Below are 12840 nucleotides of genomic sequence, written 5' to 3'. Positions count from 1 at the left end.
CAATCCGAACAATAGTAACCATCTACATCTCCTTGAAATAGGTCACGCATCTTCGCGCCCTGACCCATATTATGGAAACGCACTATTAGATAAACAATATATTACTCTTGCAGTTAATTACTGCAAATTATGCAGTAATTGAGGACGAGATACCAACCGCCTGATCAGCTGAAGACAGGCAGCCCTTTCAAATATCCAGCAGCAGCACGGCGGATTTCGACCTGGAACAGCACGGGGTGAAAATCCGGTGACGAGCGTGATCCGCATCGCTCAGGTAGACATCCCGGTGATCCGGCACGCCTTCCAGGACACGGGTCAGGCACGTGCCGCAGTTTCCTTCTTCGCAAGAAACAGGTATTTTCACCCCCTGGCGCGCCAAAGCCCGTGTGGGCGGTTCATCCGCCGGGATGTCATACACCCGGCCCGTGCTTTTGATTTTTATTTTAAACGCCGGCCCGGCACAGGATGGCTTCAGGTCGTCGGGCAGCGCAAAGGCTTCGTAGTGCAGTTGCCGGCTGCTCAGGCCCGCCTGGATGGCATTTTGGATGACATGCTGGACAAAACCCGATGGGCCGCAGGCATACACATGGGCCAAACGATCCACCGTTCTCAGCAAATCGCCGATCCGCTGTCTCGACCGGCCCGATTCATCGCTGAAATACAGCGTAGCGGCATCTTTCCAGGGGGCCGCCTGGATTTCCGGTATAAAAGCCGCCCGCGACCGCGCCTGGTTGTAGTAATGCAGCGCAAACGTCTGCCCGCCTCGAAACAACTGCGCCGCCATGGGCAGCATGGGGGCGATGCCGATGCCGCCGGCCAGCAGCAATGTTTTACCGGCGTGCTGCAAGGCAAAACGATTGACCGGGTATTCAATAGCCAGGGTATCCCCGGGCTTCAGCCGATTGCACAGCAAAACGGATCCCCCTCGGGAGTCCGGCTCGACCCGAACGGCGATCTGGTATTGCATGCGATCCTGGGGGCTGCCGCATAATGAATACTGGCGAATCATGCCATTGGGCAAATGCACGCCAATATGGGCGCCCGCCGTGAACGGCGGCAGGGGGCGTCCATCCATTCTTTTCAAGCAAAACAGGTAGACCCCCGCTACCAGCTGTTTTTTCGCGGCAATTTCGACGTTGACCAGTTCCATTGCGTCATGCGAGACAATAGTATTCGCAATCCAAAAAAATAATGGTTTCTATTTTGATCACGTATACCAAACAAGGACAAGACAAGTCCTTGACTTATGTTAAAGAACCTCTGAAGGTTCCTTAAACGCGCAGCCAAGCGGGTGGCCATTCAAAGCACGTGGCCATTCAATCAGGGACACGACGTATCCCGTCTGAATACGCACACCCGGGCGGGCGGAACGTTCAGCCAGGAAAAATGGCTGGATTCCATTTTGAAACCAGCCAGCCAGCGCGCATCCCGACCCCATAACGCGTAAGTAAACTGCACCAGGCAGCCACCCGGCGCCAGACACGCCCGCCACTGCCGCGCAATGGCGTCGACCACCTCGGCAGGCAAGGATCGCAGCGGCAGGCTGGAGATCACCGCATCCACTTTCTTGTTGGCGGGCAACAGGGATTCGAGCTTTGCCGCATCCCCGCCCACCACGGTCAAGGCGGGAAACCGATACCGCAGATGCTGCACAAATGCGGGCGACCGCTCGACCACCCACAAACGCCCCGGCGATATCCCGCGATCCAGCAGGGCCTGGGTGACCACCCCGGTGCCGGCGCCCAATTCGATCACCAGGCCATCGCCCGACAGCGGCGCCTGGGCCGCCATGCAGCAGGCCAGCCGGCGCGAACTTGGCCAGACGGCCCCTACGCTTCCCGGCCCGGCCAGCCATTCGCGCAAAAAAATCAGCGGCGGCGCAGCCTGGATCACGCCTGCCAGCCGCTGCTGGATATCCGCCTGATATCGCGCATGGTACTGACGTAGATTCTGCACTAAAGGAACGGCACCGATAAATCGGTTTTTCGGCATGCGGGCCTCCGTAGACTGGCAATATGGCAATACCCATGCGGGCAACAATACATCAGAACACAGACAAATTACCACAAGGCTCCGCCAATAAATCAGTCGTTTCGGCAGCAACGCAGTATAATGACGCATGCTTTCATGCACCCTTCCCCTCGTCCCTGATCTCGCCGCTGTGGCACCCGCCATCAGCCCCGGCCGCATCATCCGCGCCGTCGCCAGTTCAACGGCCATCGAAACCGGCCAGGCCATCCAAGACCTCGAAAACCAGCTGCAATCCGCCAGCCGTTTTCCGGCGCTGGATCTCGCCCCGCCCACCCTGGCCTGAACCCCGGCGGGCGGCCTTCGCCCGCCTTCAGTCAAGGCACAATCCGATCCACCCAATGCACCATGGGGTCATAATCCCCGGCCAGCCCAAGCTGTATGGACTGAATGTAATGCGCCCGATGGGCCTCCCACGCGCTGTAGTCCAGCGGCCCCAGGCCCGCCTGCACAGCCATGACATCGGCCAATAAGCGGGATATCCGGCCATTGCCTTCCCGGAACGGATGGATCAGGATGAATTCCACATGCGTCAGGGCGATGGCCCGCACCAGATCGGCCCTTGGCATGCCCATGCACGGGGTGTAGCGGGCCAGGTAGCGTCGATCATAATCATCCAGCAAGGCGGAGATCCGGTCGGCCGCCGCAAAGGGAAAGCCATCCTTGCTCATGTTGACGGATCGCTCGTATCCCGCCCAGGTATACACATTGCCCAGCCAGCGCCGATGCCACTGACGCACCAGCCGCACCGTGATGGGGCCGCTGGGCGGCGACTGCAGCACACTGTCGTAGAGCTTGTGCAGCAGCACAAGCTCGGCATGGTTCATGTCGCTTTGATTGACGATCCCCAGCTTGTTTTTCAGCACGCGGCCGTCAGAGCCTTCCTGAACGGTATTTTGCCAACCGCTGACTTCATATCGGTTCATCAGAACGCCTCCTGCCTCCCCCCGGTTAATGCGTATTGTCCAGAACCCCTGCGCGAAGCAAAATAGGGTCATGAACCCAACTCTCGTCCTTACGCTAAACCCGCAGCCTCTGGCCATCATCGGCGATATCCACGGCGAAATCCAGGCCCTGGACAGCCTGCTGGATCACCTGGATACCCACCCGGACACCCAGAACCGCCGTCTGGTCTTCATCGGCGACCTTTGCGACCGTGGGCCCGACAGCGTCGCCGTCATCCAGCGGGTGCGAACCCTGGTGGATCAGGGCCGCGCACTGGCCATCCTGGGCAACCACGAAATCAACCTGCTGGCCAACGATGCCAAAGACGGATCCGGCTGGTTTTTCGACAGCCGCGTCGACCCCGATACACCACACTATGCGCCATTTTCACGCGCCAGCGCCAGCCAGCGGCCGGAGATCCGCGATTTCTTCTGCCAACTGCCCCTGGCCATCCGCATGCCCGGTCTGCGCCTGGTGCACGCCGCCTGGGATCCGGCCTCCATCGCGGCCGTGGCTGAAGTTCCCCTGGGCAACATCCTGGAATTCATCCACGAAACCGACCTGAACATCCAGCGGCTGGCCCGGAAAAACGACCTCGAAGCCCGCTACCTGGCCGAGCTGGAACGCTGGGCCAAGCAGCTGGAAGACCCCGGCAACCCGCCGCCATACCTGGACGCCGTCGCCGACTACGAGTCCCTGCAGCAACAGGCCAGCCCGATAAAACGCCTGACCTCGGGCATCGAAGCCCGCAGCCCGCGGCCGTTTTATTCCGGCCATCGCTGGCGGTATTCCGACCGTATCGCCTGGTGGAACGATGACCCGGATCCCACCCCTGTCGTCATCGGTCACTATTGGCGGCTTTTCCAGCCCCCCGGCCAGCTGGACGCCTGGCGCTACAGCCGCCTGTTCCAACAAACCGGCCCCACCGCCTGGCATGGCGCCCACCGGCAGGCATTCTGCGTCGATTATTCCGTCGGCGCCCGCTGGAGCGAACGCCATCATCTAGGCCACATCGACCCGACACGCTATCGTCTGGCCGCCTTGCTCTGGCCGGAAAACCAGCTGGTATTTGACAACGGCCAGCGCCTGGACACCGACTGAATTTCCGCCTTTTCAAAAAAACAGCCTGTGGATAAGCACTGGGCTCGCCTGCCGTGCATAGCCGGGGGATAACTTGGTGACAAGTCGGCGGATCTCCGGTGCGGCCAGAAGCATCCACAATCCATCCTTGCTCGACGCACAAGATAAACCACAGAAAATTTCTTGGTAAGCATTTGATTTAATTTCGTTTTTTTGACAAATCCACTTATCCACAAAGACCCATTATTATTATCATTTATATAGATTAAAGTTATTGAGATTGTTGCTTGCTTTCCATCCGTGGTTCGTCGCGTACCCGATTCTGGAACACAAGCCGCCCTGTTCAAGTTCGTCCTGAATACAAATCGGGCACCTCTTGAATCCGGCCGGAAAAATTGCGCCGATTGCGCACATCCACACCCGACGCCCGGTTGAACCATCCACTCATAGACAAGCCGAGCATCCATTGCTCCGCTCGCGTTGAGCACACAGTACCAAACGCTTGTGGATAAGCACTATGGCCGCCCCTTGTGTACTGGCTGTGGATGCCTCGTGCAAAAGCCCATCCCGACCGGGGAAACGGAAATCTGTCCCCAAACTGTGCGGTCTTCAGCCACAGAACAGCCCACTGGGAAAAACTGTTCAAGCAATTGATAAACCAGAACAATTTGACTTATGCCAGTTATCCACAGACTTCCATCATTCTTATCAGTTAAATATATAAGATCAGTACAACTGAAAACCAAAACACACGATCAGCCATCCACTTGCTTAAAGATCCCTGAACGAACCTTTGCGGCACAGTCGCCGATCGGCTCGGACAGTCACACGTTCAGCAGGTTCTCAAATCTTGGCCAAGCGCTCGATTGCCGCATCCAGCGTCGCGTCCTGTTTTGCAAAACAGAACCGCAGCAGCTGGTGATTGGCCGCCGGTGCATCCGGGTCGGCATAAAAAGCGGATACCGGGATTGTGGCGACGCCGGCTTCCTTGGCCAGCCGAATGGCCGTCCGCTTTTCTTGATCCATCCCCAGCGCAGAAGCATCGGCTAAGAGAAAAAAGGTTCCTGCGCAAGGCAGCGGCCGTAGCCGGGTGTGGCTCAAGCCCCGCACCAGCCGGTCACGCTTGCGCTGGTACAATGCCGCCAAGGCTTGGACGGCCTGGGTCTTCCCCAGAAAACTGGCAATACCCTGCTGCAAAGGGGTATTGACCGAGAACACCAGGTACTGGTGGACTTTGCGGATTTCTTTGCTGATGTCGGCAGGCGCGCAGCAGTACCCTATTTTCCAGCCGGTAATTTGCAGGGTTTTTGCAAACGATGACACCAGCACACAGCGTGCCGCCAACATCGGCCTGGATGCCGGGCTGAAATAAGCCTGGCCATCGAACACAATGTGTTCATAGGCTTCGTCCGACAGAATCAAAAATGGTTTTTTCGCGGCGATGTGCTCCAGCGCATCCAGATCCGCTTCGCTTAAAGTCAAGCCGGTGGGATTGTGGGGAAAATTCAGGATCAGCAACCGTGTTTTTTCATGAATGGCGTTGCCAATCGCTTCCCAGTCCAGCCTGAATCCGGGTCTGGACGCATCGGGCGGCCGCATGGCGACCCTGACGGGTTTGCCGCCGGCCAAAGTCACGACTGGCGCATAAAGGTCATAGGCCGGGTCGATCAACACGACGTCATCGCCAGGATGCACCAGCGCCAGAATGCTGGCGCTCAGGGCTTCCGTAGCGCCGGAAGTTACCGTGATTTCTTGCTGCGCATCGTAGGCGTGTCCTTGCAAAGCCAGCACTTTGGCGGCAATCGCCTGTCGCAATGCGGCAACACCGATCATCGGAGCATATTGGTTGGGCCCCCGCTGGATGGCTTGGCAGACGGCATCCAGAAGCTCGCTGTCCGGCTGGTAATCGGGGAACCCCTGGCCCAGATTGATGGCGTTGACTTCGCTTGCAACGGCGTTCATTTCGCTGAAGATGGTGTCGCCCACATGGGGTAGTTTCGAGTGTTGGTTCATGGTCTGGTTGCTGTTTACAAAAATCTGTTGTTTTCTGTGCTTATTCATGCATAAAGCGCCGAGCCCGGATACAATTCAACCTAGGGAAAACTATGATTTGACTTTGGTTGCTGCGTAGTTATTCTCCTTGTTGCAATGCAATTCAAGCAGCACGCATGTCTCGCAGTAGGCTTGCCCTGTCGCTATTCGCTACTCAGGCTAGATCTGTTCCGGTTCGCGTTCTTGATTCATTGTTGTTTCTTTTCTTTTATTTAGGACGTACCTGATCATGGCTCAAACGGGCAAAGTCAAATGGTTCAACGCTGAAAAAGGTTTCGGCTTCATCACTCCTGACGAAGGCGGCTCCGACGTTTTCGCGCACTTCTCCGCCATCGAAGGCCGCGGTTATCGCAGCCTCAACGAAGGCCAAGCTGTACAATTCGAAGTCAAAGATGGCCCCAAAGGCCCTCAGGCTGCAGAAATTCGCCCGATGTAATTAATCCAGGCGACTGATTTTAGGGGCACCCTTCGGGGTGCCCTTTTTTGTTGCTGCCTTGTGGGATGCCGGGTAAAAGTTTTACCCTCTTTTGCCAATATTGTCCACAGATTTATCCACAGGCACTAGTGGTTTTGTTGAATCGGGTGTCAACGATGTTTTGTCCCTGAAGCGAGCCCTTTTCAACAGCTTGTTCAGCTGGATGTTTCACGTGGAACAGTTTTGTTTTTATGGGCGGGGTTTTCTGCTCAAGGTGTGAAGTGGCCTTGCAAGGTTCTGAGCAATAGCGTTTCTGGACAAAGTTTTTTGGCTTTGGGGTAGTCTTGCTGCATCGTTATTTTTTAATGTTGTTTAATACGCAGGGTTGATGGGGTGTTTGAAGCGTTTTTTTGTAAAGGCTCATCTTGGCTTGAATGAATGACGGGGGACAGGTCGCGATTTGGCGGCTTCGCCGTGGATGACGGGGTTTGCTCCAACAGTCCCCCATCATTCATTCAAGCCAAGATTGACGAAAAAAGTTGCGAAAGCACAATGCCACGCCAGATAGAAAGATAGTGGCGCACAACGATGCGATAATCAAACAGTCCCGCGATAGTTGAAGTGGCAAGCAGCGTAAACCGTAGTTGTGTACGATGCTGTGACAATCAAGCAACCTTGCAATAGCTGAGGCTACAAGCGGCTCAAAACGTAAAGATTTTTTAGCACCGCAAAACAGAGACATCTTGCGCGTTGGGTAGCCCAAAAACGTTTCTATTCTCGTTTGTCGTTGTTCAAATAATGGGGCAGGGCTGTTGGAGCAAACCTCGTCATCCCCGGCGAAGCCGCCAAACGGCGACCTGCCCTGCCCCATTATTTGAACAACGACGAAGCCACCCAATAGCACTCAAATTAGGCTTCCTCTGTCCCGCATCCCGCATGAGCATGAAACCAAGGGTGTGCGGGCTTACCTCAAGCCCAACAGCCTCCAACACGCTCCTTCACCCATTCAAGTCATGACTGCTGGAAAATTGCTCGGAGACACAATGCCCGTACCGAATAGCCCAACAACTGCCTCGGTGCTGTGACAATCAAGCAAGCCTGCAACAGCTGAGGTGGCAAGCAGCTCAAAGCGTAAAGGTTTTAACACCGGAAAACAGAGATATCTCGTATCTGGGGTAGCTCCAGAAGCGCTGCTATTCTCGTTTGTCGTTGTTCAAACCATGGGGCAGGGCTGTTGGAGCAAACCTCGTCATCCCCGGCGAAGCCGCCAAATCGAGACCTGCCCTGCCCCATGGTTTGAACAACGACAAAGCCGCCCAATAACACTCAAATTACGCACCCCGCATCAGGACAAAAAAACCAACAACATCGCACGATAGCAGCAAACAATGCTGCACATTACACAATGCCACGACAACTGAAGCCTTTCAGGCTTTATCCCCGATAGTTCTGCATTGCCACCAAAAAGGCTACGCAAAAAATCGAATAGCACGATTCTCCTCATTGTTTCACGTGAAACATCAGCACGTCCGCCTCACCGCTTATAATGAGATCAGTCTTGTCTGATCAAACTCATGAACTATCCTGAAGAATTTGACGTCCTGGTTATCGGCGGTGGCCATGCCGGGACAGAAGCTGCATTGGCTGCGGCGCGCATGGGGGCTTCCACCCTGTTGCTAACCCACAACATCGAAACCTTAGGACAAATGTCTTGCAATCCATCCATCGGTGGCATAGGCAAAGGGCATTTGGTCAAGGAAGTCGATGCCTTGGGTGGCGCCATGGCGTGGGCCACTGATCTTGCCGGCATACAATTTCGGATACTCAATCGATCCAAAGGGCCTGCCGTGCGCGCGACCCGTGCCCAAGCCGATCGGTCTTTATATCGTCGCGCCATTCGCATGATGTTGGAAGGCCAGAAGAATCTAATGATTTTTCAACAGTCCGTTGATGATCTGATTCTGGCGGGCGATCGCGTTGTTGGTGCAAAAACACAGATCGGGCTGGTTTTCAAGGCCAAGACCGTGGTGCTGACGGCAGGCACTTTTCTGAATGGACTGATGCATGTGGGCTTATCGCATTACGCTGCCGGACGGGCAGGCGATCCGCCGGCCACCAGCCTGGGGCATCGCCTCAAAGAACTGAATCTACCCCAAGGCCGGTTGAAGACGGGCACGCCGCCGCGTATTGATGCCAAGTCCATTGATTTCAGTAAAACCGAAGTCCAGGCCGGCGATTTGGATCCCGTGCCCGTGTTTTCCTATCTGGGCCATGCGGACATGCACCCAGCGCAGGTGCCGTGCTGGATTACCCATACGACGGCCCAGTCGCATGAGATCGTGCGGTCTGGCCTGGATCGTTCGCCTTTGTACAGCGATGCGAGAACCATCGAAGGCATTGGCCCGCGGTATTGTCCTTCTATCGAAGACAAAATTCATCGGTTTGCCGATAAAACCAGCCATCAAGTTTTTCTGGAGCCTGAAGGGGCTTCCTCCTGCGAAATCTATCCCAATGGGATTTCCACCAGCCTGCCTTTCGATATCCAATACCAGTTGGTCAGAAGTCTGCCGGGCCTGGAAAATGCCAGAATCATGCGGCCTGGCTATGCCATTGAATACGATTATTTCGATCCCCGGCATTTGCATCCCTGCTTGGAAACCAAGGCCATACGCAATCTGTTTTTTGCCGGGCAAATCAACGGCACGACGGGGTACGAAGAAGCCGCCGCACAGGGGCTGTTGGCCGGCGCCAATGCGGCATTGCGCGCCCAGGACAAAGATCCCTGGCTGGTATCGCGCCAAGCAGCCTACCTGGGCGTGCTGGTGGATGATCTTGTAACTAAAGGTGTTACTGAACCCTACAGAATGTTTACTTCGCGGGCGGAATACCGCTTGAGCCTGCGCGAAGACAATGCCGACCAGCGCATGACCGAGATCGGGCGGCAATTGGGCCTGGTGGACGATGCGCGCTGGGATGCTTTCAGCCGCAAGCGCGATGCCGTCGCCAAAGAATTGCAGCGGCTGCGGGAAACCCGGATCAACCCTGCCGTCCTCAGTGTGCATGACCGGTCGCGGTGGGCCATCCAGCATCTGGATCGGCACCTCAGCCTGTTGGACTTGCTGAAGCGCCCGCAGGCGGATTATGCGCAACTCATGGCCTTGCGCGATGCCGAGGGCAACTTGCTGGCCGGCCCCGGCCTGCAGGCCCCGGATTATGCCGAGCAGTTGAATATCCAGGTCAAGTACGCCGGTTATGTACAGCGCCAGCGTCTGGACATCGACCGTCAACTGGCCCAGGAAAACCAGGCCATACCGGAAAACTTCGACTATGGCGCCATCCCGGGGCTGTCCACCGAAGTGCGCCAGCGCCTGGAAACCGCTCGTCCCGTGTCCATCGGCCAGGCCAGTCGGGTATCCGGGGTGACGCCCGCGGCGATTTCCCTGCTGCTGGTGCATATCAAACGGCTGCAGCGCAGCAAGAAAGCCGCATGACCAGCAATCCATTCCTGTCATACCGCCCGGCGCTGCTGGCGGCCCTGGATGCGCTGCACATGGCGGACGACGCCGTGCATGCGGATCGGCTGCTTGCCTATCTGCAGCAATTGCAGCGTTGGAACAAGGCCTATAACCTGACGGCCATCCGCCAGCCAGCGGATATGCTGGTTCAGCACGTGTTCGACAGCCTGGCCGTGGTGCCTGTGCTGCGCCGGCATCGCGCGGGGCGCAATACCCGGGTCGCGGACATGGGCTCGGGTGCCGGCTTGCCGGGTATCATCCTGGGTATCTGCCAGCCGGACTGGCGCGTCACCTGCGTGGATGCCGTCGGCAAAAAGACCGCCTTCATCCGCCAGGCCGCGGGCGCGCTGGATCTGCCCAACGTGCAGTCCATTCATGGACGCATCGAAGCGCTGCCCAGCCAGCAGGCGGATATCGTGATTTCCCGCGCATTTGCCTCTTTGTTGGATTTTGCCCGGATAGCAGGCCATCACCGGGCCGGCGAAGGCGGGCTATGGGCCATGAAGGGCCAGTACCCCGAAGAAGAAATCCGGCAGCTGGAAGCCAACAGCCCCTGGATGATCCGGTCGCATACCGTGTTGCATGTTCCCCAGCTCCCGGCGCAGCGCTGCCTGCTGGAACTCGGCCTCAAGGAAACCCATGACCCCTGCTAGCCAGAAACCCTCCGCCCGCGTGTTTTGCATTGCCAATCAAAAAGGCGGCGTGGGAAAAACCACGACGGCCATCAATTTGTCGGCGGCGCTGGCCATGCACGGCCAGCGGGTGCTGCTGATCGACCTGGATCCTCAGGGCAACGCCACCATGGGCAGCGGGATCGACAAGAATCAGGCCGAAATCAACCTGTATCAGGTGCTGATCGGCGAGGCCCGGATCGCCGAGGCTTGCATGCGCTCCGAATCCGGGGGATACGATGTCCTGCCGTCCAATCGGGAACTCTCCGGGGCGGAAATCGATCTGGTGGGGATGGACAACCGCGAAATGCAGCTCAAGCAGGCATTGACGCAGGTCGCCGATGCCTATGACTTCATCCTGATCGACTGCCCGCCGACGCTGTCGCTGCTGACCCTGAACGGCCTGGCCAGCGCGGATGGGGTGATCATCCCCATGCAGTGCGAATATTTCGCTCTGGAGGGGTTGTCCGATCTGGTCAATACGATCAAGCGCATCTACCGCAATCTCAACACCTCGCTGGAACTCATCGGCTTGTTGCGGGTGATGTTCGATCGGCGAGTTACCCTGCAGCAGCAGGTATCGGATCAGCTGGTGTCGCATTTTGGCGATAAGGTGTTCAAGACCGTCATCCCCCGCAACGTCCGGTTGGCGGAAGCCCCCAGCCATGGCATGCCCGGGGTGGTGTACGACAAATCATCGCGGGGCGCCAAGGCCTACCTGCAATTTGGCGAAGAACTCATTCGGCGCGTCGGTGGGCGGGTGCGGCGCCGTGCCGCCTGAACACACAGCGACAACAGAACAGGACAAAGAAATGGCGACACGAAAAAAAGGTCTGGGGCGCGGTCTGGACGCCCTGCTGGGTGAGGATCGCGGGGCCTTGGATCAGGTCGGGAGCGGCAATGCGGCCGCCGCGCCCAGCCAGCTGCCGCTGGCGGCGCTGCGGGCGGGGCGCTACCAGCCCCGCACCCGCATGGATGAAGAAGCCCTGAACGATCTGGCGGATTCCATCCGCACGCAGGGCATCATGCAGCCGATCCTGGTGCGGCCCTTGGCCGATGAGCCGGGGCAGTATGAAATCATCGCGGGCGAACGGCGTTTTCGCGCAGCGCAAATCGCGGATCTGGACGCGGTGCCCGTCCTGGTGCGCGACGTGGCGGACGAACACGCGGCGGCCATGGCCCTGATCGAAAACATCCAGCGCGAGGATCTGAACCCTCTGGAAGAAGCGCATGGCGTGCGACGCCTGCTGGACGAATTCGGTCTGACCCACGAGCAGGCCGCCACGGCAATTGGCCGCTCACGCTCGGCCACCAGCAATTTGCTGCGGCTGCTCAACCTGGCCGAGCCGGTGCAGACCATGCTGCTGGCCGGGGACATCGACATGGGCCATGCGCGTGCCTTGCTGGCGACGGACGCGGCCCGCCAGATTCTGTTGGCGCAGGAAGTCATCGCCAAGCGCCTGTCGGTGCGCGACACCGAAAAAAGGGTTGCGCGGGCGCTGCGCGAAGAAGACGAAGTCATCCAGACCCCGGCGGGGCGGGTGGCTCGGGCCGATGCGAAACCGGGGCAGGGGGATCTGGCCCGGCTGGAAAAATCGCTGGCGGATCACCTGGGCACCCGCGTGCGCATCAAGACCGGCACGCGCAAAGGCGGCCAGCTGATCATCGACTTCTCGGACTGGGGCCACCTGGATGCCCTGCTGGCGCGCCAAGGGCTGGCGAACGTGTTGGAAGAACCACAATAAAACCCAAGGCCGCTTGACACAAGCAAAAAACATCTTCATAATTCGCAATTCGCTTTAGGTGGGGTGCCCGAGTGGTTAAAGGGGGCAGACTGTAAATCTGTTGGCCTTGCGCCTACGTTGGTTCGAATCCAACTCCCACCACCAAAGCAAGCGTTTTCTTTTACACGGAAAACACTGTCAGCAGGGATTCACTCGCGGGTGTAGCTCAATGGTAGAGCAGAAGCCTTCCAAGCTTACGACGAGGGTTCGATTCCCTTCACCCGCTCCAGCGGGTCATGGCTGACAGTCCAACACGATTTACGCCCATGTGGCTCAGTGGTAGAGCACTCCCTTGGTAAGGGAGAGGTCATGCGTTCGATCCGCATCATGGGCACCACAATTTCTATATC

The 12840-nt window shown here is 57.6% G+C and carries 11 protein-coding genes and 3 tRNA genes; 10 read left to right on the top strand and 4 right to left on the bottom strand.

Features of this window, described 5'->3' with window-relative positions; all coding sequences use genetic code 11:
* Positions 1-187: 187 nt before the first annotated feature.
* The gene (locus ACMHYJ_RS04505; RefSeq protein WP_414245009.1) at positions 188-1150 is read right to left on the bottom strand and encodes a PDR/VanB family oxidoreductase; all 963 of its coding nucleotides are present in this window, start codon (positions 1148-1150) and stop codon (positions 188-190) included.
* A 170-nt stretch (positions 1151-1320) separates the two neighbouring features.
* A complete protein-coding gene (locus tag ACMHYJ_RS04500; RefSeq protein WP_414245008.1) occupies positions 1321-1992 on the bottom strand; it encodes a class I SAM-dependent methyltransferase in 672 nt (223 codons plus the stop codon).
* 169 nt (positions 1993-2161) lie between these two features.
* Here ACMHYJ_RS04500 and ACMHYJ_RS04495 point away from each other — a divergent pair, with 169 nt between their 5' ends.
* The gene (locus tag ACMHYJ_RS04495; protein WP_414245007.1) at positions 2162-2314 is read left to right on the top strand and encodes a hypothetical protein; all 153 of its coding nucleotides are present in this window, start codon (positions 2162-2164) and stop codon (positions 2312-2314) included.
* Positions 2315-2345: 31 nt separating this feature from the next.
* Here the strand turns inward: ACMHYJ_RS04495 and ACMHYJ_RS04490 are convergent, their stop codons facing one another.
* On the bottom strand, positions 2346-2954 hold the full coding sequence (locus ACMHYJ_RS04490) for a Fic/DOC family protein (protein WP_414245006.1): 609 nt from the start codon (positions 2952-2954) through the stop codon (positions 2346-2348).
* A gap of 70 nt (positions 2955-3024) precedes the next feature.
* On the opposite strand from ACMHYJ_RS04490, the gene ACMHYJ_RS04485 reads away from it, so the two are divergent.
* Positions 3025-4074: a metallophosphoesterase gene (locus ACMHYJ_RS04485; protein WP_414245005.1), complete on the top strand. Its 1050-nt coding sequence runs from the start codon at positions 3025-3027 to the stop codon at positions 4072-4074.
* 822 nt (positions 4075-4896) lie between these two features.
* Here the strand turns inward: ACMHYJ_RS04485 and ACMHYJ_RS04480 are convergent.
* Entirely contained in the window at positions 4897-6114 is a 1218-nt protein-coding gene (locus ACMHYJ_RS04480; RefSeq protein WP_414245004.1) for a methionine aminotransferase, read from the bottom strand.
* A 220-nt stretch (positions 6115-6334) separates the two neighbouring features.
* On the opposite strand from ACMHYJ_RS04480, the gene ACMHYJ_RS04475 reads away from it, so the two are divergent.
* The 8 genes from ACMHYJ_RS04475 to ACMHYJ_RS04440 all read left to right on the top strand — a co-directional run bounded on the left by ACMHYJ_RS04475 (position 6335) and on the right by ACMHYJ_RS04440 (position 12827).
* Positions 6335-6541 carry a cold-shock protein gene (locus tag ACMHYJ_RS04475; protein WP_322995781.1) on the top strand — a complete coding sequence of 69 codons (207 nt, stop codon included), beginning with the start codon at positions 6335-6337 and terminating at the stop codon, positions 6539-6541.
* A gap of 1553 nt (positions 6542-8094) precedes the next feature.
* A complete protein-coding gene (gene mnmG / locus ACMHYJ_RS04470; protein ID WP_414245003.1) occupies positions 8095-10011 on the top strand; it encodes a tRNA uridine-5-carboxymethylaminomethyl(34) synthesis enzyme MnmG in 1917 nt (638 codons plus the stop codon).
* Positions 10008-10688 (top strand): 16S rRNA (guanine(527)-N(7))-methyltransferase RsmG, encoded by a 681-nt coding sequence (gene rsmG, locus ACMHYJ_RS04465; RefSeq protein ID WP_414245002.1) that lies wholly within the window; start codon positions 10008-10010, stop codon positions 10686-10688. Before mnmG ends, rsmG begins: the two co-directional genes overlap by 4 nt.
* Positions 10675-11487 (top strand): ParA family protein, encoded by an 813-nt coding sequence (locus ACMHYJ_RS04460; RefSeq protein WP_414245001.1) that lies wholly within the window; start codon positions 10675-10677, stop codon positions 11485-11487. The genes rsmG and ACMHYJ_RS04460 overlap by 14 nt, the downstream gene beginning before the upstream one ends.
* A gap of 31 nt (positions 11488-11518) precedes the next feature.
* Positions 11519-12451 carry a ParB/RepB/Spo0J family partition protein gene (locus ACMHYJ_RS04455; protein ID WP_414245000.1) on the top strand — a complete coding sequence of 311 codons (933 nt, stop codon included), beginning with the start codon at positions 11519-11521 and terminating at the stop codon, positions 12449-12451.
* Between the two features lie 57 nt (positions 12452-12508).
* Positions 12509-12595: transfer RNA gene (locus ACMHYJ_RS04450), tRNA-Tyr, on the top strand.
* Positions 12596-12645: 50 nt separating this feature from the next.
* A tRNA-Gly gene (locus tag ACMHYJ_RS04445) sits at positions 12646-12719 on the top strand.
* A gap of 33 nt (positions 12720-12752) precedes the next feature.
* Positions 12753-12827: transfer RNA gene (locus tag ACMHYJ_RS04440), tRNA-Thr, on the top strand.
* Positions 12828-12840 lie beyond the last annotated feature (13 nt).

Origin of the sequence: Castellaniella hirudinis (assembly GCF_047468865.1) — a bacterium.
Lineage (GTDB): Bacteria > Pseudomonadota > Gammaproteobacteria > Burkholderiales > Burkholderiaceae_B > Castellaniella > Castellaniella hirudinis_A.
The sequence above is the reverse complement of the archived record's forward strand: the minus strand, read 5'-3'. Positions and strand labels throughout refer to the sequence as shown.

Excerpts from the sequence above, each read along its gene's own strand:
- ACMHYJ_RS04455 (WP_414245000.1), top strand. The coding sequence starts at position 11,519 with ATGGCGACACGAAAAAAAGGTCTGGGGCGCGGTCTGGACGCCCTGCTG.
- ACMHYJ_RS04460 (WP_414245001.1), top strand. The coding sequence starts at position 10,675 with ATGACCCCTGCTAGCCAGAAACCCTCCGCCCGCGTGTTTTGCATTGCC.
- ACMHYJ_RS04480 (WP_414245004.1), bottom strand. The coding sequence starts at position 6,114 with ATGAATAAGCACAGAAAACAACAGATTTTTGTAAACAGCAACCAGACC.
- ACMHYJ_RS04485 (WP_414245005.1), top strand. The coding sequence starts at position 3,025 with ATGAACCCAACTCTCGTCCTTACGCTAAACCCGCAGCCTCTGGCCATC.
- mnmG (WP_414245003.1), top strand. The coding sequence starts at position 8,095 with ATGAACTATCCTGAAGAATTTGACGTCCTGGTTATCGGCGGTGGCCAT.
- rsmG (WP_414245002.1), top strand. The coding sequence starts at position 10,008 with ATGACCAGCAATCCATTCCTGTCATACCGCCCGGCGCTGCTGGCGGCC.
- ACMHYJ_RS04500 (WP_414245008.1), bottom strand. The coding sequence starts at position 1,992 with ATGCCGAAAAACCGATTTATCGGTGCCGTTCCTTTAGTGCAGAATCTA.
- ACMHYJ_RS04475 (WP_322995781.1), top strand. The coding sequence starts at position 6,335 with ATGGCTCAAACGGGCAAAGTCAAATGGTTCAACGCTGAAAAAGGTTTC.
- ACMHYJ_RS04505 (WP_414245009.1), bottom strand. The coding sequence starts at position 1,150 with ATGGAACTGGTCAACGTCGAAATTGCCGCGAAAAAACAGCTGGTAGCG.
- ACMHYJ_RS04490 (WP_414245006.1), bottom strand. The coding sequence starts at position 2,954 with ATGAACCGATATGAAGTCAGCGGTTGGCAAAATACCGTTCAGGAAGGC.